Here is a 26,575-nt window from a genome sequence, read left to right on the forward strand (position 1 = left end):
TTCCATATATACCTATTTATATAGATAGATATATTAAATGAAGAAAATATAGTTTTAAGTATTTCGTGTAATATTTAACAAAATTAGACCTTAATAATTTAAAATAAATAATTTCATTAGTTTTTTAATTAAAAATTTAATCAGCCTTTATACATTGCAAAATATTTAAATTAGGGGTAAACTAGTATGGAAGAAAATTTTTTATTTATGGAGGGTTTAACATATGAATAAACTTATTTCAATTGATGAAGCAGTTGCTAAAATTCAAGATGGAATGACTGTTATGATTGGTGGATTTTTAGCTGTAGGTACTCCAGAAGCTATTATAGATGCTTTAGTTAAAAAAGGCGTTAAAGATTTAACTATCATAGCAAACGATACTGGATTTCCAGATAGAGGTATTGGTAAGTTAATAGTTAACAAACAAGTTAAGAAAACTATTGCATCACATATTGGTACAAACAAAGAAACTGGAAACCAAATGAATTCTGGAGAAATGGAAGTAGAATTATCACCTCAAGGAACTCTTGCTGAAAGAATCAGATGTGGCGGAGCTGGTCTTGGTGGATTCTTAACTCCAACTGGCCTTGGAACAATTGTACAAGATGGTAAAGAAGTTATTACTGTTGATGGACAAGAATACATTCTTGAAAAACCTCTTAAAGCAGATGTTGCTCTTTTATTCGGTTCAAAGGTTGATAAAAAAGGAAACGTATACTACAATCAAGCAACAAGAAACTTCAATCCTTTAATAGCTACTGCTGCAGATACTGTAATCGTTCAAGCTGAAGAGCTTGTAGAAGTTGGAGATATAGATCCAAACGTAGTTATGACACCATATATCTTTGTTGATTATATAGTAAAGGGGGAGAACTAACATGGATAAGAACATGATAAGAGAAGTCATTGCTAAAAGAGTTGCAAAAGAACTTAACGATGGAGACGTAGTTAATCTAGGTATAGGTCTTCCAACAATGGTAGCTAACTATATACCAGAAGGCATAGATGTAACATTACAATCTGAAAATGGATTCATAGGAATTGGTGCTGCTCCTGCTCCTGGAGAAGAGCAAAAAGACCTAGTAAATGCTGGCGGACAACATGTTACTGTTATCCCTGGAGCTGCATTCTTTGATTCTTCTGTATCTTTCGGAATAATCAGAGGCGGTCATGTTGCTGCTACTGTACTTGGAGCTTTAGAAGTTGACCAAGAAGGAAACCTTGCAAACTGGATGATTCCTGGTAAAATGGTTCCTGGAATGGGCGGAGCTATGGACCTAGTTGTTGGCGCTAAAAAAGTTATAGTAGCTATGGAACATACAGCTAAAGGTAATCCAAAAATATTAAAGAAATGTACACTTCCTTTAACTGCTGCTCATCAAGTAAACTTAATTATTACTGAAATGGCAGTTCTTGAAGTAACTTCAGAAGGTCTTGTTCTTAAGGAACTTGGACCAGAAGCTACTATTGAAGATGTAAAAAATGCAACACTTGCAGATCTTATAATCCCAGAAAACGTTAAGAAAATGGAATTATAATTTTACTTAAAATAATTAATTAAAGTCTATTGGTAATTAAAAATAATTACCAATAGACTTATGTTGGAAAGGAATTTTTTTATGCCACCTTACAAAAATTATGCAGAAGATCAAGTTGAACATGTTTTAAAAAGTGTGCTTAAAGATTATCCTAATATTTGCACTTGTCAAAAGTGCCTTGATGATATGTCTGCTCTTGCCCTAAATTCTATAAAACCCAAGTATGTGGTTAGTGAAGAAGGTAAAATTTATACTACTGCTTTAAATGAAATTGACAAGCAAGAAGAAATTTCTATAACTGCTCAAGTTATTAGAGCTGTAGAAAAAGTTTCAGTAAATCCTAAACACCATGAATATAGATAAGGTAAGAGACCCTATGATTAACTAATTGATTAAATCATAGTGGTCTTATTTTTTATTTATTTTCATTGCTTTTATACTTTTCATATATTTCTTTTACATATATAGTTAGCTTTTCTTTATTATTATATTTAGGATCTTTAATAACCATTTCTAATAATTCATCTAATATTTTTCCTATTACTATGCCTTCTTTTACCCCTAAATTTATTAAATCTTTTCCTGTAATTTTCAAGTCAGTCTTCCTATAGACTTCTTCATTTTTCATAATTTCATCTAAAATTAATTCTATTCTCGTCTTATTTAAATTGAATTGAGTTATCATTTCTAAGTTTTCTTCTTTTAAAAATGTTTTCGTTATATCTTTTACAACTATTAATTCTCCTAATACATCTAATCCTGTTCCTTGTAATAGCCTTTTAAGATATGCTTTATCTTCATAAATTGGAGTATCATAATATGCTATAAGTGTACTTACGTTCTTTATTGTCCTATTATCATAATGAAGTTCTTTAAGAATTTCTTTACATTTAATGCTTATCTTTATGTCTTGCTTAGGTATTAACTTAGATGTATTCTCTTTATAATCAATTCTTATATTATTTTCATCTTTATTACTTTTTAATATATAGTACAAAAATACAGTTAATCTCACATAAAGTTTTTTAGGACATCCCTCTATAACCTTAATACATTCTTTTACCTTAAAGAAATCATAAATATATTTTTCTTTATCTTTATATAGATAAGGTACTAATATAGGCATAATTCCCATACTAAGCATATATTTAATTCCATCACCAGGGTAATCAGATAGTATTAGCTTATTTAACTCTACAATTATTCTCTCCCTAGAAATTTTCTTAAAAAGCTCCTTGTTATTCTCTATGGCAATTAGAGTTTCTTTTTCTATTTTGTAGTTTAACTGTGCCATAAATCTTAATCCTCGCATTATCCTTAATGAGTCTTCTTTAAATCTTTTATTTGGTTCTCCTACACACCTTATAACCTTATTTTCTATATCCTTAATTCCATTAAAATAATCTATTATTCCTATTTTATGATTATAAGCTATAGCATTTATAGTAAAATCTCTTCTTCCTAAATCATCTATAAGTTTTGAAGTAAATTCTACTCTATCTGGTCTTCTCCCATCGGAATAATTCCCATCTACTCTAAATGTAGTTATTTCTACTGCTTCATTTTCCATTAATACTACCACTGTTCCATGTTCAATTCCTACATCTATAGTTTTTTTATCTATAAATATTTCCTTTATTTCCTTTGGAGTTGCTGAGGTACATATGTCCCAGTCATTAGGCTTTTTACCTATAATACTATCTCTTACACACCCACCTACTATGTACGCTTCAAAGCCATTTCTTTCTATGTCATTAATACAATTCTCTATATACCTTGGCATGTTAATATACATACTTATACCTTCTCCTTAAATACACCTATTTAATTTTACAATGTAATTTATACCACAAAACTGTTTACAATTAAATTTAAAATATAAAAAACAACAAAAAAGTTTTCAAATTGTTACTATTTCGTAATGATTATACATAATATTTCCTTTATAATTATTAGTATAAAACATAATAACTAATTAAAGGAGATTCTTATGAAAAATACTTTATTTCATTCTAAAAAACATAATAACTCACATGGTAAACTCTGTGTAATGGCTTCTATATTTTGCTTCATATTTATAGGAATTTCAGTCTTTGCTAATTCAAAGGAGAAAGAATACCAGTTTAAAAATAATGAATTATCTACTGAAATAGAATCCCTTAAAGCTACAAAGGCTAATTTACATAAAGCAAATAAGACCTTGCTAGAGTCAAGTTCAGATTTAGATGCCTTACTTGACGAACTTGCTGAAATTAATAATTAACATAAGGAGCTAAAATCATGAATTACAATATTAATCTTGAATCATCAAAAGGAAATATTAGAAGAAGAAGAAAGAAACCCTCTATATTAAGTATTATATCCTTATCAGCTTTATGTTTATGTTTTTTTATATCAGTATTAGCAACAACAAAAATGTTTGTATCTTCTAGTAAGCAAAGTAATCTATTAAAAGAAATCGATTCTTTATCATCGTCTAACAACTCTATACTTGCAGAAAATATTAAGTTAGAAAAAGAACTAAGTGAAAAACAATCCGCATATGATAAGGCAATGTCACAAAAAAAGATTGCTCATTTAACCTTTGACGATGGTCCTTCATCTAATACCTTAAAACTGTTAGATGTACTTGACAAATACAATGCTAAAGCGACTTTTTTTGTAATATACAAAGAAGGCTTTGATGACATTTATAGAGAAATCGTTAATCGTGGACATGTTCTTGCTAACCATACATATAGTCATAATTATCAAAAGATTTATTCATCTACTAAGGCCTTTATTAGTGATGTGGAAGCTCTTGATAATAAGCTAAAAGAAATAACCGGTAAAGAACCCTCTAAAATTTTACGATTCCCAGGTGGTTCAAATACAGGATATATGAGTGAACATAAAAATATGCCTCATTGTATTTTTAAAGCCCTAAAAGACCGTGGGTACACCTATTTTGACTGGAATGTTGATTCTTCAGATGCTACTAAGGTAACATTGGATGAAAAAAGTATAATAAAAAGTGTTCTTGATGGTAGCTCTAACGTTAATACAGCTAATATATTAATGCATGATACAAACTTCAAATATACCACATTAGATGCAATGCCAAAAATTCTTGAAGGTTTAAAAGCTCAAGGATATGTATTTAGACCTTTAAATCACAATTCAGCTGATATTCGTTTTATAAATTAACAATTGAATTTTATAACTTTACCCAATTACAAAATCTATTTATAAGGGTTGTTTCAAAATAATTCACTAAATCTTACTAAGTATTGAGCTTGTACTTTAATAAAATTTAGTTTATTTTGAGACATCCCTTTAGTTATTTTATATGCTAATATTCCATTTTTTTCTTTTCGTTTATTAATTTTCCCCATTATATACACAGCTAGAATTCCACTTACAAGTCCAACTACTGCTCCACCTAATACATCCGAAAAATAATGAACATACAAATATATTCTAGAAAAACCTATTAAGATTGCCAAAGATATGAAATAAAACTTATATCTCTTAATATATGTGGAAAGTACATATGCTACAGCTATAGAAGATGCAGTATGCCCTGATGGAAAAGAAAAACTAATAGGCAGTTTTATTAGAGGATTATCTATAGGATATGCAATAATGGGTCTTACTCTCTCCACTAAATGCTTTATTACTCCCTCTGTTAAAATTGTACCTATAGATATTGCTAGTAAACTTGTTATTCCTACTTTTCTATATTTTTTAGTGCATATAAGAATAATGCTAATTGCTATCCATATAAACCCTGCATCTCCCAGCCTTGTTATGAATGGCATCATAGTATCAAAAATTTTATTCTGTAACCCAAAATGTATAGCATCAGTTATACCCTTATCTATTCCGTATAGCCATTGATTCATTAGTTTATCCCTTTCTTAAATAATCTTTTCTATATTTTGTTTTTTGTTACTATTACTTTGCTTCTAACTTTAATTGAATATGTCCTTAATTCCAATAATCTCTTCAACATATGGTTTTCCACTAGAGGTGTATATCTCTTTTAATTCAGATACTGTTACACCCTTTATTCCTAAGTATATCTTTTCTTCATTAACCTGTTCCTTCTGCCCTTTATTTTTCTTTTCATAATCCTTTTTATTTACAAATACTCCTATTACATCGTGAATTATATAATGACTATTTTTATAATTCCCTATGAACATAGCTACATGCCCATTTAAAAATATAAGGGTTCCAGGTTTCAAGCTATCTAACATTTTCAATCTTTCATGATAAGTCATTTCTTTATGAACAAGCAATGTTTTCCCAACTGATTTTTTTAATTGATCACCACTATTTCTTGGAAATTGTATTCCAAAACTTCTAAAGGTATCTATGATAAGGGAAGAACAATCTCTTCCATTGAATTCTCCACCCAACCCATACCTTTCTCCTTGGAATTTAAATATTTGTTTTAATATATTACTTCTGTTACATTTTAAATATCCTCTATGAACATCTTCATTGTATGGAATTAAAATATTAGTAAACTTTAATTTACCATTACTTTCTCTTAGTGGATACTTAACTACATAATTACCTTCACTATACATATCATAAATTAATTCTTCCTTGCTCAAATTAGTTTCTATTGGTAGTTTTACTCCCATATCAATATCTAAATTTCTTAATGCCTCTATAAAAGGATTATAACCGAGATTTATCTTTTTACCTGTAACTACAATGAAATCTTTGCATTTACAATATTCTTCTATTTCTTTTTTACTTCCAAAAGCTATATTCTCTTTTTTAATCCATCCTAAATAATTATAGGTTTTGCAAAAACACCATTTTCCATCTTTACTAAAAGCATATATAATACAAGGTTCCGCTGCATATATAGCACTTTCCATAAATCTGTCTAAATCATATTCTTTATCCCCCTTAAACACTCTATCACTAGTAGGAAATGTTCTTATACTTCCCCTCTTTACCACCAATCCATATTCTATAGAAATCTTGTCCTTTATTTCTTTTAAATTCATATCATCAATAAGTTTATCATAATATTCCTTGTTTACTTTACTACCATTCTTGTATCTATCACCTTCCGGAATCTTACTTACACAATTTATCATAGTAACTACATATTCTTTAGATACTTCATTGGGTTCATTAAATATATCATAAATATATCCCTTTTTAATTCCTTCAGCATTGTACTTTTTTATTTCATCCTTAGTGAGAATAATATCTTTACTTCTCTTGCATAATTTTATCCATAAATCACTATAGTACATTTCATCCATAACATTTAGATTAGTATTACGATTCATAGTATATCCTCACCTCTAATTATATATTTTCACTTAAATATTTCTTAATTTCAAGCAATCCTTAATATAATTATACTATTTATTTCGCTAACATATTATAAATTTACATAAATATAAATTAAATGTAATCCTTTCTTATTATTCTTTATTTACTTAACAACTTATGTTGACATTAAACATATATATGTTAAAATAAAGTTAATAATTTCTGCATCATAACCTAAGATTTATGATATAATAGAATAATAACTAATAATATTATCGCAATGAAGAGGACAGTAGATATGTCACTTTATTTACAGAGAGAAAGCACAGTAGCTGAAATTGCTTTTAAATAAATCATGTTGAAGACCACCTCTGAGTGACTCTAATAAAGTCCGTTAACTACGTTATAGTTTTTAAAGTGGTCCTTTATATCAATTTGTTAAATTAGTTATCTTTATAATCTAATTTTAATAAGTTTAAGGACAATTTGGGTGGAACCACGGGTATACCTCGTCCCTTTTCTTTATGAAAAGTGACGAGTTTTTTTATTTTATATAAGATGAAACTACATCTCACATAGGTTGGATGAAGTAAATTCGAGGACCAAATCAAAGATTTACTTTTCTCGCTTTGCTCGATATGAAACTCCATCTCACATACATTCGGTGGAGTAAGTTCGAGGAACCAAATCAAAGATTTGGACTCTCACTTAAAGCTTTTGGCTAGAATATTAGATATAGAAGGGAGATTTTTAAATGATTAAAATTACTTTAAAAGATGGATCAGTTAAAGAATTAGAAAATGAAATGAGTATTATTGAAATTGCAAAAAGTATTTCTGAAGGACTCGCTAGAGTCGCTACAGCTGGAACAGTAAATGGAAAAACTGTAGACCTTCGTTATATAGTTAAAGAGGATTGTGAATTGAATATTTTAACTTTTAATGAGGATGAAGGTAGAAGAGCTTTTAGACATACAGCTGCTCACATATTATCACAAGCTGTTAAAAGACTATTTCCTGAAGCAAAACTTGCTATAGGACCCGCTATAGATAATGGCTTCTACTATGACTTCGACCTTGAAGGTGGATTTTCTAACGAAGATTTAGATAAAATAGAAGCTGAAATGAAAAAAATAGTTAAGGAAGATTTATCAATTGAATGTTTTCAACTTCCAAGAGAAGAAGCGATTAAACTTATGAAGGAACAAAATGAACCTTATAAGGTAGAACTTATAGAAGATCTACCAGAAGGTGAAATCATAACTTTCTATAAACAAGGTGAGTTTACTGACCTTTGTGCTGGTCCTCACTTAATGACTACAAAACCAGTGAAAGCTTTCAAGTTAACTAAACTTGCAGGAGCTTATTGGAGAGGAAACGAAAAAAATAAAATGCTTGCTCGTATTTATGGAACTGCCTTTACAAAGAAAGCAGAACTAGATGAATACCTAGAAGCTGTAGAAGAAGCTAAAAAACGTGACCACAATAAGCTTGGAAGAGAACTAAAGTTATTTACTACCTCTGAACCAATAGGTCAAGGTCTACCTCTTCTAATGCCTAAGGGTGCTAGAATTGTTCAACTTCTTCAAAGATGGGTTGAAGATGAAGAGCAAAAAAGAGGCTACCTATTAACTAAAACACCATTAATGGCTAAAAGTGATTTATATAAAATATCTGGACACTGGGACCATTATAAAGAAGGAATGTTTGTACTAGGTAATGAAGAAAAGGATAATGAAGTATTTGCATTAAGACCTATGACTTGTCCATTCCAATTCACAGTTTATAAAGCTGAATCTAAAAGTTATAGAGACTTACCTCTAAGATATGCTGAAACTTCTACATTATTTAGAAATGAATCTTCTGGAGAAATGCATGGATTAATTCGTGTAAGACAATTTACAATTTCTGAAGGTCACCTTGCATGTAGACCAGATCAACTTGAAGATGAGTTTAAAGGGGTAGTTGACTTGATTAACTATATGCTTGATACTCTAGGTCTTAGAGAAGATATTAGTTATAGATTATCTCTATGGGATGAAAATAATAAAGAAAAATATATTGGAGAACCTGAAGCTTGGAATGCAGTTCAAAATAAGATGAGAGAAATCTTAAATCATCTTGGAATTGAATATACTGAAGCTGTTGGTGAAGCTGCCTTCTATGGTCCTAAACTTGATCTTCAGATTAAAAATGTTCATGGTAAAGAGGACACTATAATTACAGCTCAAATAGACTTCTCTCTTGCTGAAAGATTTGGAATGACTTATGTAGATAAGGATGGTCAAGAAAAATATCCATATGTTATTCATAGAACTTCTATTGGTTGCTATGAAAGAACTCTTGCCCTTCTTATTGAAAAGTATGCAGGAGCATTCCCAGTATGGCTTGCACCAGTTCAAGTTAAACTACTTCCAATCTCTGAGAAGTATCATGACTATGCTGATGAAGTTTATGCTGAACTTAAGAAAAATAATATTAGGGTTGAAGTTGACTACAGAGCAGAAAAAATTGGTTATAAGATTAGAGAAGCACGTAATGAAAGAGTTCCTTATATCTTAGTTGTAGGAGAAAAAGAAGCTGAAAATAAAGAAGTTGCAGTAAGAAGCCGTAAAAACGGAGATGAGGGTTCAATTTCTATAGATAAATTCATTGAAAGAATTGTCAAAGAAATTGATAGTAAAGAAAGATAATTGAGTAAACAGAATTTAATGTAACTAAGGACTGAGATAATCTCAGTCCTTTTATTATACTAATTTTTAATTCTATATGTAAAAAGAGCTATTTTAAAATAGATAGCTCCATATTAAAATAGCCACTTTCATTAACTATAAACTATAGTAATTCACTTGAGCTAATACTTCCTAATAGTGGTGGATGTTCTCCATTTTTAGGAATACCAATAACTGTTGCACACAATAAAACAAAAATTCCTATTAAACACATATTTTTACAAAACTTACTCATTTATCAAAGCACCTCCTTTATACATATTTTATCATTGAAAGAAACAGATTGCAATAAACGTTGTATCATATATAAACACTTTTCAGCCTTTTCATATTCTTTATTTTTAAAATAAAGTTCTTGAAGTTTAGTATAATATTTTATCTTCAAATCTGAATTATTAGTATTTTTCAAAACCCCAATAGCAGCTTCTATAATCTTTTCTAATTCTTCTTTCATATTTAATTCACAGTAAATTTTCTCAAGTAGTTCATAGCCCTTAAATATATACTCATAATCATTATATTCGTTAGCTTTTTCAATACCAAGTTCTATTATCATTATAGCCTCGTCATAAAGCTTTTTATTAACATAGATATTGGCCTTTTCAATTAAGGTGTGAGATACATTTTTATTATCAACCTTATTTCTAATTTGTTGAGATTTATTATAGTAATCCAATGCCTTAGATAATTTTTCTTCTCGTCTATATAAGGAACCTAGATTGTTATATATGAGTCCTAGTATCTTAGTACTTTCCTCATCATTTTCTTCCTTTACTATTTCAATTAACTCCTGAAGTATTGTTATAGCATTATCTATTTCATTTAATCCTTCATAACAGTTGGCCTTTAATATATTCACATAAACATAATTTAAAAATCTTTTTTCCATGTCAATCCTATGAATAAATTTATTTATAATATCTATAGCTTCTTGAAATTTATTTATACAGCTATATGCTACTGACAAATTATATGTAGCATACCTTAAAACCTTTTCATCCTTAAACATTTCTGCATTATATATTGCTTTATTAAAATATACAATAGCCTCTTCATAGTCAAGAAGTAAAAATTTGCAATAACCTAATCTATTATAAACGTAACATATTTCACTATTTAGCTCTTCACCTCTTAAAATATCCATAGAATAAAAATAATTTTTATAGGCTTCTAGATATTGATTTTCTCCAAAATAAAGATCTCCCTTTCTTCTGTATACCTTGGCTTCAATTGAATTTAAGTTATACTCTTCTCCAATATTCATAATTTCGTTTAACTCATCCATGGATAAATCATTTTTAAGGATTTTTTCACAATATAATTTAGCATCTTCTTCCACACTTCTTGAAAAATAATCTTCTTCTAGCTCTAATTCAATATTCAATTCTTTTGCTTTTTTCATAAACTTTTCGGTAATAATCTTTGATGCCTGTAATGTAATATTCCTTCTTCCATTTTCCAATAAACCTAAATATCCTCTGGTAAAATGAGAATCTTGAAATTCTTGCTGAGTCATTCTTAGTTGTTTTCTTAATAACTTTATTTTTTTATTTCCACTTATAAACTCCACACTTCTATCCATAGCCTTCTTATTAAACCCCTTCTATACCTAAGTTTTAATTTTTTATTTTCTACTTCATCTTAAATCATATCATTTTTAAATTCATACTACAATAAATTGGATACTACATTTATATATAATATGTATCTCAAATACATATTATTCCATAAAAATATATTCTTTTTTTATATCTTCATAGAATTTTAAGATGAAAATAAAAATTTATTTACAAGATACTACATTTTTCGTGATACAATATGTAATATTCAGTGTTTCACTGTAAACTGTTAAAGTAATTTGACTTAAACTTTTTATAGCATTTTTGATACAAAAATATATAATAAAAGTATAATATTAATAAGGGGATGATCTTATGGACAAAAAACTAATTTCAATTCTTGCAACTGTAGCTTTAGCTGCAACCTTCACTTTTCAACCTGTAAGTGCACAAGGCTTAGAAAAACCTACAAAAAATAAAGCAGATATCTTAAAGGAATTCAAAAATTTAAACAAAGGTAAGGAGAAAGTTCACATTGACAACAAAGATGGAATGAAACTATTTATAAGCGGTATCCTATCGGAAACTGTTAATCCATCTTCTAGTAGTGTTATTGATTTCTTAAATGAAAACATGTCACTATTCAATATGAAAAATATTAAAAATAACTTTTCTCTTATCACTGCTGAACAAGATGATTTAGGATTTACCCATATAAAACTTCAGCAAACCTTTGACGGAAAAAAAGTTTATGGAAAAACTATAACTGCACACTTTGATAAAAATGGTGTTATTACTGGACTAACAGGAACTTTAGAAAATAGAATATCCTCAGTAACTAAAAAGAATAATAAACCCCTTACTGCAGATAAAGCTATAGAAATAGCTAAAGCTTCTAAGACATTTACTGAATTAACAGAAGAAGTCAGAGCTGAAAATTATATATACTTCGACGATAAAAATGCTTATGAAGTTTATAAAATAAACCTTGCTTATGATCTTCCTGAAATGGAAAGTTGGGAAATATTTGTAGATGCTTATAGTGGTGATATTATAAAAACAGAAAGTTTAATAAGAGAAGCCGGTCCAGTTACTGGTACAGGCATCGCTGTAAATGGTACTACTAGAGAGTTAAATTTATACCAAAATAAAACTAACTCATATCAATTAAAAGATACTACTAAACCTATGACTGGAACTATAAACACTTATACAGCTAACTATAGAACTACAACAACGGGTACTTTAATGACAAGTTCTAGTACTACAGTTTCTGATAAAGCTGCAGTAAGCGCCCATAGCTATGCAGAAGTTGTATATGATTTTTATAAAGATTTATTTAATAGAAATAGTTTAGATAATAGAGGCATGTCTTTAACTTCTGTTGTACACTATGGCTCTCGTTATAATAATGCTTTTTGGAATGGATATAAAATGGTTTATGGTGATGGTGATGGATCCTATTTTGCTCCATTATCAGGAGATCTTGACGTAGTTGCTCACGAAATGACTCATGGAGTGACTTCAAACTCTGCAGACCTTGCTTATGAAAACCAATCTGGAGCATTAAACGAATCTATGTCAGACGTTCTAGGTGTTTTAGTACAAACCTACGACAAGTACAATGTTGCAAATGGCGGTCAATGGACATTCAATTCTTCTGATTGGGTAGTTGGAGATGAAATTTATACTCCAAAAGTATCAGGAGATGCATTAAGAAGCTTAGCAAATCCAACACTATATGATCAACCTGCTCACATGAATAATTATCAAAATCTACCAAACACAGAATCTGGAGACTGGGGTGGAGTTCACATCAACTCTGGGATTCCTAATAAAGCTGCTTATTTAGTTGCTCAAAATATAGGCTGTGAAAAAACTGCTGATATATATTATAGAGCATTAACTGTTTATTTTAACTCCACTACAAATTTCTCTCAAGCAAGACTTGGTTTAATACAAGCTGCAACAGACTTATATGGAGCAAATTCAACTGAAGTACAAGCAGTATCTAATGCTTTAACATCAGTTGGAATTCTAGGTAACTAGCAGTACTCCTATTTATAAAAATTTAAACTCTATATCTAGTATTATGATTAGATATAGAGTTTTTTATTTTTATTTATAATAGGATAATGCCTTTTTACCCATCTTAGTCCATACTGACTTAAATGTGCTTTTATCAACCTTTGCATTTTTAACTCCAGTTAAAGGATCATTATAATATATTGAATTCTCATCCATACCTGTGATTAATACTGCATGTTGAGTAAAATAAGATTTTATAACTGTTCCATTACTGGTCCAAGTATGAGAGACTTTTGGTTCTTTAAAAGTAGATGTTATCCATACTACAATTGGTCTTCCACTTGATAGTACATTTTCCAACTCACCATAATCACACCCTGTCAAATCTAGTGCTTTATCTGGTAAGTATTCATTTATTACTGGTGCAAGAGCCACAGGATCTATAGAATATCCAGGAGTTTTACCTGTTATATCTCCAACAAATCCCTTCTTTGGATTTCCCCATTCTATTATACTGCCTTTTGAGTCATATTTAATTGGAGTTAAATCCCTCTTGACCTTTCCAATTACAGAATCCTTACTAACGTTAACTCCTGCATAATTTAGCATCATAGTTAAGGATGTTGCCTCACATCCATTTTTATATTCTGGCAACTGATTAATTATAGCTACATCTAGATTTATTTGCTTTGATGCATTTAATGCTTTTTCTAATTCATCTTTCTTTCTCTGAAGCTCTTCTTCTTTTAATCGCTTTTCTTCAGCCTTTTTAGCTTCTGCTTCTTCCTTAGCTTTTCTTTTAGCTTCTTCTTTTGCTGCCTTTTCTTCTTCTTTTTTCCTTCTCTTTTCTTCCTTTTCAAGCCTAGCTTCTTCCTCTGAACTTATATAACTAACATTGCCCTTACTAGCTAAAAAACTCATATGATCTTGAAGAGCACTAACCTTTTTACTTTCATAAATATATATGTTAAATGTAATTGTTAATGCTACAAAGGAAAGTGCTAATATAAACAATGCAAAAAGCTTTTTCATAGTACTCCCTCCCTAGTATATAACTCCTATAGAATATTAATTTAAATCCGCCTTTTTAATATTATCGTCAAGTTCTGATTGTACTTTAGGCGGTTTAGTTGCAATATATACAGCTGATATAATAATTATTGAACCTATTATTTGACTAAATCTCAAAGTTTCTCCAAGTATAAAGAAACTAAATATAAAAGTAACTACAGGACATAGGTTTAAGAATAAAGTAGATATACCTACATCTAATTCCTTAAAAGCAAAATTATATCCAAAGTTTCCAAAAGAAGAACATATTAATGCTAAAAATAAAAGATTTAAAATTATATTACCATTAATCATCTGGAAATTTATAGTTTCAAAAGGTAATAAGGGTATAAATGCTAGTGTACCAAAAATAGACTGATAGGTTGTAATTGTTATGTTAGAATATTTTTTAAACAGAGGCTTTGTAATTATTAAATACCCACACCATGCTATTACGCTACCAAACATATAAAGATATCCTGATAAAGACCCACCTACTACATCTTTTCCTATAACTAAATAAATTCCAAATATAGATACTATAATACTAATTACACTTAATCTAGATATCTTTGTTTTATAAAATATTTTATCTGCTATTATTGCTGCTACAGGTAAAGTAGCTACTATTATGGATGCTGAATTGGCAGACACCCTTAATATACCATTATTTTCAAAGAAGAAATATAAGGTGATAGCAAAAATTCCACTAACAGCCAATCTTCCATAATCTTCTTTATTAACTTTCTCCTTATTTGTAAATTGTTTTATTATAATAAGTGTTACAGTGGCAATAAAAAACCTAACAAAGGCCATTGCTACAGGTGAAAATGCATCTAATACTACTTTTATACTAACAAAAGAAATTCCCCAAGCTACCACTACACCTATTAACGTTATGTACGCTAATGCTTTTTTTGTCTTCATAATTTTTCCCCCTATCTGCATGCTTAATTATATCATAATCTTGTACTATTTCTATTATTAATATAAACATTTATTATACTCTAGCATCTTATATTAATATAATAAATCCACTACACTTATTAAAATCTGATAAATGTAATGGATTGTTTTTTATTTTATAACTTTGTGGCATATTTTCTTTCAAAATAGTGAACTACTTCATACATTAAATAAGCAATTATTGAAAGAATAACTACACTCATCATTACCATATCTAATTGTGCTACTTGTCCTCCATATACTATTAAGAAACCAAGTCCTTTTTTTGCTACTAAAAATTCTCCCATTATAACTCCTACCCAAGAAAGTCCTACACTAATCTTTAGTGCAGATATAAAAGTTGGTGTCGTAGCAGGAATGATTAAGTTAGTTAAAATTTTAAACTTTGACGCACCAAAGGTCTTTAAGAGTTTTATTTTATCTTCTTCTACTTCTCTAAAGCCTGAAAGTATACTTATTATTGTAGAAATTATAGAAATTAACAATGCCATGATTATAATTGCCTTCATTCCATTCCCTGCCCAGAATATTATTATAGGTCCTAAAGCTACTTTAGGAAGTGCATTTAGGACTACAATATATGGATCTAAAACATTTGAAAGAAAGTCTGACCACCACAACATTATTGCAATTATAGTCCCTAAAAAGGTTCCTAAAGTAAATCCAATTATAGTTTCAAAACAAGTTATTGTTATATGATTAATTAAAGCTCCCTCATTATACAACTTTATAAAACTCTTAAACATTCTTAATGGTGTACTAGTTAAAAACGGGTCAATAATCTTTAAATTGCCTAATACTTCCCAAAGAAGAAAAAATGCAACTAATATAAGTATTCTAGTAAAAATAATCTTTCTTCTGTTTCTTTTTACCTTCTTTAAATATTCTTCATGTTCCTTACTTATCATCATAATCCATCTCCTTCCATATATCATTAAAATATACTCTAAACTTACTGTGTTCACGACACTTTAAAGGAGTTAGATTTTCTCCATCAAATTCTATCTTTATAATTTTCTTTATTACTGCTGGTCTTTTTGATAGCACTATTACCCTAGATGACATAGACACAGCCTCTGAAATGTCATGGGTGACCATAATGGCTGTTTTACCTTCATTTTTAATTATTTCGTATATTTCATCACTGACATTGAGTCTAGTTTGATAATCTAGGGCTGAAAATGGTTCGTCTAAAAGTAAAACTTCTGGGTCTAAAGCTAAGGTTCTAATTAAAGCAACTCTTTGCCTCATGCCGCCTGATAACTGTCTTGGATAATGGTCCTTAAACTCCCATAGATTATAGTTTTTTAATAATTTCTCTAATTTTATTTTTGCATCATCATTCATCATTTTTTTAATTTTTAATCCTATACTTACATTCTGCAATACCGTTAACCACTCAAAAAGTTGATCCTTTTGAAACATGTATCCAATTTTATCTGAGTACCCTTCTTGAACACGTCCATCAACTAATATATCTCCTGATGAAGCTTCAATAAGCCCAGATACTATATTTAAAAGTGTGGATTTTCCGCATCCTGAAGGTCCAACTATACTTACGAACTCTCCACCGTCTACTGTGAAGTTAATATCTTTTAAAGCAACAGTCTCTGCAGATAGTGTATGATAATTCATGTAAACATTCTTTATCTCTATTCTATTCATATCTCCATCTCCATATCTTTATTTTTTATCTTCTTAGTTTTCTAATTTCTTTTCTATTATTACTTATAATCCTTAGCTTTAAAGTTCTTTAATATTTTATAGTACTAATATATGAGGTTATAATAAATGTTGATAATAAAACTTATACCATATATAAATAAAAGGAATATGCCTTTAAAATCCTAAAGACATGTTCCTTTAAAATTATTTATTTGTATATATAATTTATAGATTTTAATGATTTTAAAAAATCATTTTTTCTTTATTTCTTCATAGCCTTTTCACTAATTGAATTATTAACTATATCTTTAAATGGTGGTCTTTTAGTTAAAAGTTCAGAGTCGTAGGATTCTATAATATCCATTAATCTATTCATATCCTCTTCACTTACCGTTGGAGTTTTAGCGTAAGCCTCTATTTTTTTATAATTCCTCACAACTGTTGCTATTACTTCTTCATCTGTTCCTGGAAAGAAATCTTTTATAGAATTGGCAACTGTAGCATCCTCATTAGACATTACCCACTCCTGCCCCTTTTGAATAGCCTTAACAAATCTTACTAACAAGTCTTCATTCTCATTAATATAAGATTGAACAGTATAAAAACATGTATATGGAAGGTTTCCAGCGCTTTCTCCAATAGATGCTACTACAGATCCATTTATTTCATTTGCTATTACACTAGCAGTTGGTTCAAATATTGCAGCATAGTCTCCAGTACCGCCTTTAAATGCTCCTGGAACTGCGTCAAATGCTATATTAGTAACTAAATTTAAGTCCTTTTCTTTGTCGATATTTTCATTTTTTAATACATACTCAAGAGCCATTTCAGGTACTCCACCCGGTCTTCCTCCTATAACTGTCTTCCCTTTAATGTCTTGCCATGAAAACTCACTATGTTTTTCTCTAGATACTAAAAATGATCCGTCCTTTTGAGTTAACTGGGCAAATACTACTGGATAATCTTCTCTACCTTGATTATAAATATACATTACTTGCTCTGGTCCTGAGAATCCAATATTAACACTTCCACTAATAAGTTGTTGCATAGTTTTATCTGCACCTTGGCCTGTGGAAAGTTCAATCTCAATTCCTTCTTCTTCAAAGAATCCCTCACTAATTGCTGCATACATTGGTGCATAAAAAATGGATCTAGTTACTTCATTAAGTCGTATAGTTGTTATTTTATCTTTATTTCCTTGATTTTCTTTGTCTGATGTCTTATTTTTATTACATCCTGTAAATAAGCCAACACATATAAATGCACAAATTAAAGCACTTAATAACTTAATAGTTTTCTTTCTCATAATTTCCTCCTAGAATAATATTAGTAATACAGTTTAACACTTCACTTCTCATACTCTATAATATGTAGAATAATGATTTTTGCTAACTAAAGTTTATAACTAACAATTATTAATATTGAAAAAGTATAATTGTATAACCTAAAAATACTGTGCCATTTGACATGTATCATAGCCCATGTTAGTATCCTTGTGTAGCATTACTGAATTTATATATTCTATTCATTTTAAAATATAAGGAGGATTTCTATGTCTATAGCAATAATGGCATGTAGAAAGTTAGTCGGTCAATGTGCTGGAACTGGATGTTTTGATGCCTATAACAATTTAACTGATACCTTTCGAAAGTATGAAAATTCAAAACCTATATTATCAAGCTTCTTCTATTGTAGTGGTTGTGATACAACTATATCAGATCAAGAAGATTGGAATCATAAAATAGAGCAACTTAAAAGAAAAAAAGTCGATACCATTCATATAGCTCTTTGTATAGATGTTGAGTGTGATAATTATAATAAGCATGAAAAGCTTTTAAAGAATCATGGATTTAATGTAATTCATGGAACTCATAAATAATTAGATTTATTATATAATTTAAAGAAATCAATTAAAATCTAATATTAATAATTATATTAAAAAGTGACTAATAGATAAAAGTTCAATTGGTCACTTCTATATTTTTATCATATATTTTATCACCTAATTGTTAGTAATAGCTCCAATTCATCTTATTATCTATATAGTTACATTTATTTATAAAATTATATATATTGTATTTTTATGTTATAATATAATTAAAATATACAAGGAGATGATAAATTTGGAACTTAATTGGAGTCTTAAAGAGCTTTATTCTTCCTTTGAATGCAATGAATTTAAAGAGGATTTGAATAATCTAGATGAACTTATAGAAAACTTCATAACTACTACTAATAACATTATTGATAGTACAGATTCACCTGATAAGTTGTTAGAAAATTTCATATCTATGAATATAGAATTAAAAACTCTAGCAAGAAAATTAGGTAGTATGGTTCACTTAACTCTTAGTGTAGATACCAAAAATTCAACTGCTTTAAAATATGATGATATTCTTTCTTCTAAAATTAGTAATCTAGCTGAAAGCGAAGCTAAAATTACAAAATGGATTGGTAATCTTAAAGATTTAGATAAAATAATTCAAGGTTCTAGATTACTTAGTGACCATAATTTTTTCCTTAAAGAAAAAGCAGAAAATGCAAAATATATGCTAAGTGATAAAGAAGAAGCTATAATAGCAAAAATGAAAAATACTGGATCAGACGCTTGGTGCAAACTTAAAAATGTGCTAACCTCTGGCCTTATGGTTGATATAGAACTACATGGAGAAAATAGACAACTACCCTTATCTATGATTAGAAACATGGCTTATGAGGCTGACTCAACTATTAGAAGAAAAGCTTATGAGGCTGAAATTAAGGCTTATGAAAAAATTCATGATGGTATGGCTGCTGCTATTAATGGAATAAAGGGCGAAGTTATAACACTTTGTGATATAAGAGGGTTTTCTTCTCCACTAGATAAAACTCTTTTTAATTCAAGGATGGATAGAAAAATTTTAGACTCAATGCTCGATGCTATTAAAGAATATCTTCCTATATTTAGAAAGTATCTCAAAAGAAAAGGCGAACTTTTAGGCCATAAAAATGGTCTACCATTTTATGATTTATTTGCGCCTATGGGTAATGCTGATATGACTTACACCTATGAAGATGGATGTAAGTGTGTAATTGATAATTTTAGAACCTTTAGTGATGACTTAGCAGATTTCGCTAAAAATGCCATGGAAAAATCATGGATAGATGTTTTACCTAAAGCAGGAAAGGTAGGAGGTGCATTTTGCTCTAGACTTCCTCATGTAGGTGAGAGTAGGGTGTTATTAAACTATGGTAATGCCTTTAGTGATGTAGTTACCCTTTCCCATGAGCTTGGTCATGGGTATCATGGATATTGCCTTAACAATGAAAGTATATTAAATGCACATTATCCTATGCCAATAGCAGAAACAGCTTCTAACTTCTGTGAGACTATAGTAAAAAAAGCAGCTATTAAAACTGCTACTAAAGATGAGGCTTTCTCTATCTTAGAAACTGAAATTAGTGACTGTACTCAAGTTATAGTTGATATTTATAGTAGGTTTCTGTTTGAGAGTGAATTATTTAAAATAAGAAAAGAAAGATCTCTTAGTGTAAAAGATTTAAATGAAATAATGATTAATGCCCAAAAAGAAGCTTATGGTGATGGCCTTGATTCTAACTTCCTTCATCCATACATGTGGGCTTGTAAAACTCATTACTATTATGCTGAAAATAATTTCTATAACTTCCCTTATGCCTTTGGTCAATTATTTGCAAAAGGTCTTTATGCAGAATACTTAAAGAGGGGCGATTCCTTCCCAGAACAATATAAAACCCTTCTTTCAGCAACAGGGAAAAATTCTTTAAGCGATATAGCTAAAATAATGAATATTGATATCTCTTCTAAAGACTTTTGGATAACTTCTCTAAAAATGATAGAAGAAGACATTAATCTATTCTTAAAATATAATAGTTAAAGTACTTAAGATTATATTAGAAATTTAAGAAAACAGTCTGATTTAAATTATTTTAATCAGACTGTTATTATTTTGCATACTTAGTAAATTAGTAAACTCTATACTATTTCTCTAAGCCTGCAGCTTCTCTTATTTTATCTATATTCTTATCTTCTTTATTTTTCTGAAGCATCATGTAAACATATATTGGTATTCCTACAAGCATTAATATAAATCCATACATTACTACATCAGCTCCTGTTCCATATATAGCATATATAGAATAAGCAAATGCAAGTAATGAGAAGAATGAACTCTTTAAGAAGTTTATAAAGCTAAAATCTTTTGATTTCTTACATAGTAATACTATTTCAGCAGCTGCTGAGAATGTGTATGCTGGTAAGAAAGATAATGTAGCTAGTAATATCATAAAGTCAAAGGCACTTCTAAGAGACCCTACATAGTTCATTATTAAAAGTAAATTCATGCATATACTTCCTATAACAAGAGATGCCACAGGAGTATTAAATTTAGGATTTATACGTTTAAATATTGCTGGGAATAATCCATCTTCAGCTGCTCCAACAGCACTTCTAGCTGTTGTTAATAACCATCCAGAAGTTGCTCCTAAAGTAGAAATTAGTGCACCAGCTGCTATGAAAGTCCCCCCCCATGAAGCTCCTGTAGCTTTATTTATAATATCTGCTAGCGGTGCATCTGAATTTGCAAGAGCTGCTTGATCCATAGCACCCATAGAAACAACACTCATTACTATATATATGGCAGACACTATTACTATTCCATATATAGTACTTTTTTTAATATTTTTCTCTGGATTTTTTATCTCTCCACCTGCTACTGTAGCACTTTCTAATCCTACAAAAGCCCATAGTGCTATAGCTATAGCTGATGGTAATGTTCCCATTCCGCTTACTTCTGGACTAGATACAGTCTTCATATAGCTTGGATCAAAATTTAGTGCAGCAATTACAATAAATACTACAAGTACTGCAATTTTTAATACTGTTGATATAACTCCTATTTTTCCAACATATTTTACACCATATATATTTATTAATGTAAATATCCATACCACTGCAGAAGATATCAAGAATGCTGCTAGTGGATTGTTTGCAGCTGGAACAAAGTATGTAAAATAACTCATAAATGCTGTAATTATAGCTGCATTTCCTACCCATGCACCTATCCAAAAGGACCATGCAATTAGAAAACCTGCAAAATCACCAAAGGCAGCTCTTGTATAAACAATAGGACCTCCAGTTTTAGGCATTTTTGATCCTAAATTAGCAAAGCTTAAAGCAATAAGTAATGATCCTATTGAAGTTAAAACCCATGCTAGTATAGCTACTTTTGGGTTTGTTACTCTTGCGAAACTTGCCGGTGACATAAAAATTCCTGAACCTATTACATTCCCAACTACGATAGCTGTAGCTGCAGCTAGTCCAAGATCTCTCTTTAGTGAAGCATCAGTTTGTATTCCGTCTTTTTTAGCCATTTTTTTCCCCCTATAATTGATTTCTTTTAAAAGTAGTTAATTTACTTCTAGAAACCTTAGACATTAAATTTCCACTCAATTATCTAGTTTAATTTAATCGATTACAAAAATCAACCTATTTTTAAATAAATTTTAATATTTTAAAAGGATTTTTATCGATATTTATATATAAGTTGTATGTTTAATGTTTATTATGAACAATATTATATTAAATCAATTTTTATCCATAATATATTTTCTACTTTCTATATAAAATTCTTCATAAAGTCCATCATTAATTTTCATCAATAAGGAACAAAACTCTATGAAAAAATCTTCTTCATAGAGTTTATTTAAAATTAATATTTAAATTATCTTGATATTGTAGTATTTACTTTAACTGTATCCCTTTTTAGGATAAACATTAAAAATCTTATAAACACATATAATACTATAACAGTTGCAATTACCTCTTGAAATTTAACTACATATTTTAGCCAAGAAATTTCTTTTCCAGCTTTCATCAAAAATCCATTAGTACCCTTCATTGCAATTGCACTTATTACCATAGGGAATGTAAATGCAGCATAACTGGGATAAAATTTAAGTCTTAACCCCTGTACAAGATACACTATTCCACATATATATAATACCATTACCAATACTGCTAAAAACATGACCATATTAATATTCTTTTCTGAAAAAGAATTTAAATATGCAGCAAGTGTAAGTGCAGCTGGCGCTGCAAATATTACTGTGGTTGGAAAGGCTGGTTCTGGTATTCCCTTTACTATAAGGGTTCTATAACCTAAAACAGGAATTAATATAATAAGTGAAATAAAGGCAATCCAGAAAAAAGCTTGTCCTAGTTGAGCTAATTTAAATGCTGGTGCAGTTATTCCACCTACACCTATTCCCACATAAACAATGAATGTACTTGGAAACATCTTCTTAATATCAAATTTTAATATAAAGTTTTTAGAATAAAATATTATTAGGCCTATATGTATTAGTACCCCCACCCACCATAGAATAAATCCAGATGAGAAAGATATTTCCTTTAAATATGCAGATAAAAGCATAACCCCCATGGAGTAGGTAGGTATAACTGCTGCAATAACGGGATGTTTTATTTCTTCTTTTACATCTTTCCAGCAAGTTATAATCTTTATTGTAAGAAGTATTAATATTATTGCAGATATCACTCCAAGGATATTTTTAAATATTATATTGTATGATGATAATAAATTTCCTAATGAAGCTAATGCTAGCATTACAGCTGCCATTGGCAATGGTATTTTTTTTATATAATTCATATTCATTTTCCTCAACTATTCATCAATATTTTCAATATTTAATTCTCTTACAATAATTTCTGCAGCCTTTTCTGCCATTTCTCCAGTAAATCTTATGCATTGTGCTTTATGCTCACCAGATGCCATATCCATACCTTTAGTTTGAACACTGCAACATAAACATTTATGCTTTTGTCTAAAACTATCTTGTAATTCATAGGCTAACTGTAAAGCTTTAACACTCTTGGGATCTTGAGGATTACTTCCTTTAGTTCTTCCAAAAAAGTATCCAAGACATAAAACAGCTCCTGTAACAGCTCCACATGTACATTTTGATTTTCCAATACCTACTGGAAATCCAGAAGCCATGGCAATCATTTCATCTGGCATGTCTACTTCAAAGTTACTTTTAATAGATGCAACTATTGCTTCTGAACAATAAAACTCACCTTTTCTGAAATGTTCTTCTGCAACTTCTCTAACCTTTTTCACACTAATTTTTTCAATCATTACATATACCCTCTTTCATATTTAATTCATCTTCATTATAACTATTTGCTAATAAATAAACTTTAATAATTATAATATTAAATAGTTATATTTTATCTATTTGAATTTCAAATATACTATGAATTAATATTAGGTATTTGCCAATCAATTTCTTTTTGTTCCAAAGATTTTAATATATCATTAGTCTTTGAGAAATGCTTACATCCCATAAACCCTCTAGTTGCAGATAAAGGACTAGGATGTACTGAAGTTAAAATATAGTGATTAGGATTTGTAATAAACTTCATCTTTTCCTTTGCATTATTTCCCCATAATAAAAATACTATAGGCTTCTCTCTTTCATTTAATAATGTTATTATTCTATCAGTAAAACATTCCCAGCCCTTATTTTTGTGTGAATTGGCCTCACCTTCTCTTACTGTAAGTACAGCATTCAAAAGTAATACTCCTTGTTTTGCCCAAGGAACTAAGTAACCATTATTAGGAATATAGCACTCTAAATCACTTTTTAATTCCTTATACATATTTAAAAGAGATGGTGGAATTCTAACTCCAGGTTGAACTGAAAAAGATAATCCATGTGCCTGACCAGCTCCATGATATGGATCTTGCCCCAATATTACCACCTTAACATCCTCGTAAGATGTAAATTTAAGGGCATTAAAAATATTATTCATATCTGGGAATACATTTCCAGTTTTATATTCACTAATCAAAAATTGTCTTAATTTTATGTAATAAGGCTTATCAAATTCTCCTTTTAGCTTTTCATCCCAATAGTTTCCTATATTTACCATTACTAATCATCCTTTCCATCCATTACTTATACAATTATATTTATATAATTACTTATAAAAACTTTTATGTCAATAACTCTTATAAAAGAAAGCCCTTCTGCTACTGTGCAGAAAGGCTTTCACCATTTATTATAACAATAAAATCATTACACTATCATGATATTATTTCCGGTACTTCCCCCGTTCTTTATCCCATGATAACTCTTCAGAAAATTCCTCTTTAAATTTCCTTAGTTGCTGCTTTGTTTTGGGGCTAGTAGCTATATGTGTAGATTGATAAACATTCTTCATAAGCTATTCCTCCTTCAAATTCTCGTTTCTATGAAATTCACTTAAACATTCACAGGCATGAAAACTTACTACAAAACAAATAATGATTTTATTGGTATGATAATAGTATGTCATGAAAAAATTTTTTTATGTATTTATAAAAAAACTTTTTTAAACTCACATTCCAATTTAAATTGTATATTATGATATTGTAATACTATTAAGGAGCATGTTATGTTCATTAGGAAACCCTATGATATAAACTCACAAAATTATTATACTAATAGATACTTAGATGACGAAGAAAGTTGTAATGAGTGTTTTGATGAAAGGATAGTACCTCCATTTTTCCCAGGAGGTCCTGGCCCATCAGCACCACCATGGAATCAACCACCAAGACCCCCAGTATCACAACCTGGTTCACCTTCAGGTCCACAATCAGGAGGACCTCCAGGACCTCCCCCAAATATGACGCCTAAGAAATCATTTTCTTCAGGACCACAGACTAAAGCTGTATCCCCTGGATCTATAAGACCTTGTAGATTCCAATTTGTATATATATGGCTTCGTAATGGAAATTCTTTTTGGGCATGGCTTATTAATGTCGATAGACGAACTGCCTATGGATTTAGATGGACTGGCTGGAGATGGGTTTACTTTGGTATAAGCTTAAACAGAATAGATTACTTTGAATGCTTTGGTAGACGTTATACCCCACCAGAAGATAATCTTACACCTACCTTAGAAACTCAAGTATTATCACCTTCACAATTCAAACTTGAATATCCATTTATTGAAAATGCTGAAAATGGAGATACTGCTAGTATAGTGAATCAAGAAATTATTGATTCATTGAATTCTTTATGGCTTAATGAAGTTTTAGTTCCTGATAAAGTGAACTTTACAACAGTAGAAAGTGCTTATGAAGTTCCGCTAAATTCTGATGGTCTATTAAGTATAGTAATGTCTTTGTACACAGAAACTGAAGATAATCCAGCTGGCAGTACTTTATTTACTTCTTTAACTATGGATGTTAATACTGGAGAGGTCTATGACTTTGGTAATTTATTTAATAATAGCATGAACTATACTCAAATTGTTAGTGATATAGCTACACAAAAGGCTAATGAAATGAATATAAATTTCACTACACCATATACCGGAGTTACAGATACCCAAAAATTCTATTTAACTCCTGAAGGCTTAGTATTATATTATCAAGTTGATGAATTTACACCAGCCTCTAGTGGATTATTTAGAATTACTATTCTTTATAATGAACTTTCCAATATTTTATATCCAGAAAGTCCACTAGTTCGACTTATTCAAACTCAGTTCCGTTAACGAATAACTATAATATTTAACACTTAATAAATTAATTATAAAGTAGGACTTATTTTAAAGTAATTTTAAATAAGTCCTTTTCTTAATTTATTCTTAGATTTTATATGTTCTATCACTGTAATTTTCAACAGAGCCTTTAACTAAGTCATATTATTTAAAAGAGTAT

At 29.5% G+C, this 26,575-nt stretch carries 25 protein-coding genes and 1 other annotated feature; of the genes, 10 read left to right on the forward strand and 15 right to left on the reverse strand.

What is annotated here, in order from left to right; all coding sequences use genetic code 11:
• Nucleotides 1-223: 223 nt before the first annotated feature.
• Genes atoD through B2S02_RS17465 form a run of 3 tightly spaced genes read left to right on the forward strand, consistent with a single transcriptional unit; the run spans nt 224 to nt 1,901 of the window.
• Nucleotides 224-877 (forward strand): acetate CoA-transferase subunit alpha, encoded by a 654-nt coding sequence (gene atoD, locus B2S02_RS17455; protein ID WP_035135146.1) that lies wholly within the window; start codon nt 224-226, stop codon nt 875-877.
• A 1-nt stretch (nt 878) separates the two neighbouring features.
• Nucleotides 879-1,538 carry a 3-oxoacid CoA-transferase subunit B gene (locus B2S02_RS17460; protein WP_035135145.1) on the forward strand — a complete coding sequence of 220 codons (660 nt, stop codon included), beginning with the start codon at nt 879-881 and terminating at the stop codon, nt 1,536-1,538.
• Nucleotides 1,539-1,598: 60 nt separating this feature from the next.
• Nucleotides 1,599-1,901 (forward strand): late competence development ComFB family protein, encoded by a 303-nt coding sequence (locus B2S02_RS17465; protein WP_346921086.1) that lies wholly within the window; start codon nt 1,599-1,601, stop codon nt 1,899-1,901.
• Between the two features lie 52 nt (nt 1,902-1,953).
• Here B2S02_RS17465 and B2S02_RS17470 read toward each other — a convergent pair whose 3' ends face one another.
• Nucleotides 1,954-3,333: a CCA tRNA nucleotidyltransferase gene (locus B2S02_RS17470; RefSeq protein ID WP_346847703.1), complete on the reverse strand. Its 1,380-nt coding sequence runs from the start codon at nt 3,331-3,333 to the stop codon at nt 1,954-1,956.
• A 195-nt stretch (nt 3,334-3,528) separates the two neighbouring features.
• Here B2S02_RS17470 and B2S02_RS17475 point away from each other — a divergent pair, with 195 nt between their 5' ends.
• Both B2S02_RS17475 and B2S02_RS17480 read left to right on the forward strand, forming a co-directional pair.
• Complete coding sequence (locus B2S02_RS17475; protein ID WP_346847704.1) at nt 3,529-3,801, forward strand: hypothetical protein; 273 nt, start codon at nt 3,529-3,531, stop codon at nt 3,799-3,801.
• A 17-nt stretch (nt 3,802-3,818) separates the two neighbouring features.
• Complete coding sequence (locus tag B2S02_RS17480; protein WP_346878153.1) at nt 3,819-4,724, forward strand: polysaccharide deacetylase family protein; 906 nt, start codon at nt 3,819-3,821, stop codon at nt 4,722-4,724.
• Nucleotides 4,725-4,777: 53 nt separating this feature from the next.
• Here the strand turns inward: B2S02_RS17480 and B2S02_RS17485 are convergent, their stop codons facing one another.
• A complete protein-coding gene (locus B2S02_RS17485) occupies nt 4,778-5,422 on the reverse strand; it encodes a phosphatase PAP2 family protein (protein ID WP_346921087.1) in 645 nt (214 codons plus the stop codon).
• 69 nt (nt 5,423-5,491) lie between these two features.
• Nucleotides 5,492-6,838: an SH3 domain-containing protein gene (locus tag B2S02_RS17490; RefSeq protein WP_346921088.1), complete on the reverse strand. Its 1,347-nt coding sequence runs from the start codon at nt 6,836-6,838 to the stop codon at nt 5,492-5,494.
• A 257-nt stretch (nt 6,839-7,095) separates the two neighbouring features.
• Nucleotides 7,096-7,344, forward strand: a binding site (T-box leader).
• 234 nt (nt 7,345-7,578) lie between these two features.
• Here B2S02_RS17490 and thrS point away from each other — a divergent pair.
• Nucleotides 7,579-9,516, forward strand: a complete 1,938-nt coding sequence (gene thrS, locus B2S02_RS17495) for a threonine--tRNA ligase (RefSeq protein ID WP_346921089.1) — start codon at nt 7,579-7,581, stop codon at nt 9,514-9,516.
• 142 nt (nt 9,517-9,658) lie between these two features.
• Here thrS and B2S02_RS17500 read toward each other — a convergent pair whose 3' ends face one another.
• Together B2S02_RS17500 and B2S02_RS17505 are read right to left on the reverse strand one after the other, a co-directional pair.
• Nucleotides 9,659-9,790 carry a hypothetical protein gene (locus B2S02_RS17500; protein WP_346921090.1) on the reverse strand — a complete coding sequence of 44 codons (132 nt, stop codon included), beginning with the start codon at nt 9,788-9,790 and terminating at the stop codon, nt 9,659-9,661.
• Between the two features lie 3 nt (nt 9,791-9,793).
• Nucleotides 9,794-11,137, reverse strand: coding sequence for a helix-turn-helix transcriptional regulator (locus tag B2S02_RS17505; protein ID WP_346921091.1), 1,344 nt, complete (start codon nt 11,135-11,137; stop codon nt 9,794-9,796).
• A 352-nt stretch (nt 11,138-11,489) separates the two neighbouring features.
• Between B2S02_RS17505 and B2S02_RS17510 the strand changes: the two genes are divergently transcribed.
• On the forward strand, nt 11,490-13,163 hold the full coding sequence (locus tag B2S02_RS17510) for a M4 family metallopeptidase (protein WP_346847711.1): 1,674 nt from the start codon (nt 11,490-11,492) through the stop codon (nt 13,161-13,163).
• Nucleotides 13,164-13,232: 69 nt separating this feature from the next.
• Here the strand turns inward: B2S02_RS17510 and B2S02_RS17515 are convergent, their stop codons facing one another.
• The 5 genes from B2S02_RS17515 to B2S02_RS17535 all read right to left on the reverse strand — a co-directional run bounded on the left by B2S02_RS17515 (nt 13,233) and on the right by B2S02_RS17535 (nt 18,129).
• A complete protein-coding gene (locus B2S02_RS17515; RefSeq protein WP_346847712.1) occupies nt 13,233-14,174 on the reverse strand; it encodes a C39 family peptidase in 942 nt (313 codons plus the stop codon).
• A gap of 36 nt (nt 14,175-14,210) precedes the next feature.
• Nucleotides 14,211-15,119 carry a DMT family transporter gene (locus tag B2S02_RS17520; RefSeq protein ID WP_346847713.1) on the reverse strand — a complete coding sequence of 303 codons (909 nt, stop codon included), beginning with the start codon at nt 15,117-15,119 and terminating at the stop codon, nt 14,211-14,213.
• A 155-nt stretch (nt 15,120-15,274) separates the two neighbouring features.
• Entirely contained in the window at nt 15,275-16,069 is a 795-nt protein-coding gene (locus B2S02_RS17525; RefSeq protein ID WP_414632899.1) for an ABC transporter permease, read from the reverse strand.
• Nucleotides 16,056-16,823, reverse strand: coding sequence for an ABC transporter ATP-binding protein (locus tag B2S02_RS17530; protein WP_035135130.1), 768 nt, complete (start codon nt 16,821-16,823; stop codon nt 16,056-16,058). The genes B2S02_RS17525 and B2S02_RS17530 overlap by 14 nt, the downstream gene beginning before the upstream one ends.
• A gap of 262 nt (nt 16,824-17,085) precedes the next feature.
• Nucleotides 17,086-18,129, reverse strand: a complete 1,044-nt coding sequence (locus tag B2S02_RS17535; RefSeq protein ID WP_346847714.1) for an ABC transporter substrate-binding protein — start codon at nt 18,127-18,129, stop codon at nt 17,086-17,088.
• Nucleotides 18,130-18,375: 246 nt separating this feature from the next.
• Here B2S02_RS17535 and B2S02_RS17540 point away from each other — a divergent pair, with 246 nt between their 5' ends.
• Together B2S02_RS17540 and B2S02_RS17545 are read left to right on the forward strand one after the other, a co-directional pair.
• A complete protein-coding gene (locus tag B2S02_RS17540; RefSeq protein ID WP_346847715.1) occupies nt 18,376-18,702 on the forward strand; it encodes a CGGC domain-containing protein in 327 nt (108 codons plus the stop codon).
• 244 nt (nt 18,703-18,946) lie between these two features.
• On the forward strand, nt 18,947-20,719 hold the full coding sequence (locus tag B2S02_RS17545) for a M3 family oligoendopeptidase (protein ID WP_346921092.1): 1,773 nt from the start codon (nt 18,947-18,949) through the stop codon (nt 20,717-20,719).
• 103 nt (nt 20,720-20,822) lie between these two features.
• Here the strand turns inward: B2S02_RS17545 and B2S02_RS17550 are convergent, their stop codons facing one another.
• From B2S02_RS17550 to B2S02_RS17570, 5 genes are all read right to left on the reverse strand, one after another.
• The gene (locus B2S02_RS17550; protein WP_346847717.1) at nt 20,823-22,214 is read right to left on the reverse strand and encodes an amino acid permease; all 1,392 of its coding nucleotides are present in this window, start codon (nt 22,212-22,214) and stop codon (nt 20,823-20,825) included.
• A 350-nt stretch (nt 22,215-22,564) separates the two neighbouring features.
• Nucleotides 22,565-23,509 carry a TDT family transporter gene (locus B2S02_RS17555; protein ID WP_346921093.1) on the reverse strand — a complete coding sequence of 315 codons (945 nt, stop codon included), beginning with the start codon at nt 23,507-23,509 and terminating at the stop codon, nt 22,565-22,567.
• Nucleotides 23,510-23,524: 15 nt separating this feature from the next.
• A complete protein-coding gene (locus B2S02_RS17560) occupies nt 23,525-23,998 on the reverse strand; it encodes a C-GCAxxG-C-C family (seleno)protein (RefSeq protein WP_035132349.1) in 474 nt (157 codons plus the stop codon).
• A gap of 116 nt (nt 23,999-24,114) precedes the next feature.
• Nucleotides 24,115-24,795, reverse strand: coding sequence for a uracil-DNA glycosylase (locus B2S02_RS17565; RefSeq protein ID WP_346847719.1), 681 nt, complete (start codon nt 24,793-24,795; stop codon nt 24,115-24,117).
• Nucleotides 24,796-24,957: 162 nt separating this feature from the next.
• Nucleotides 24,958-25,086, reverse strand: coding sequence for a hypothetical protein (locus B2S02_RS17570; protein ID WP_278245237.1), 129 nt, complete (start codon nt 25,084-25,086; stop codon nt 24,958-24,960).
• 213 nt (nt 25,087-25,299) lie between these two features.
• Here B2S02_RS17570 and B2S02_RS17575 point away from each other — a divergent pair, with 213 nt between their 5' ends.
• Nucleotides 25,300-26,409 (forward strand): DUF3298 and DUF4163 domain-containing protein, encoded by a 1,110-nt coding sequence (locus B2S02_RS17575; RefSeq protein WP_346847720.1) that lies wholly within the window; start codon nt 25,300-25,302, stop codon nt 26,407-26,409.
• The last annotated feature ends 166 nt before the right edge of the window (nt 26,410-26,575 follow it).

It is taken from the genome of Clostridium sp. UBA7339 (assembly GCF_002470865.1).
In the GTDB taxonomy this organism is placed as follows: domain Bacteria; phylum Bacillota; class Clostridia; order Clostridiales; family Clostridiaceae; genus Clostridium_J; species Clostridium_J sulfidigenes.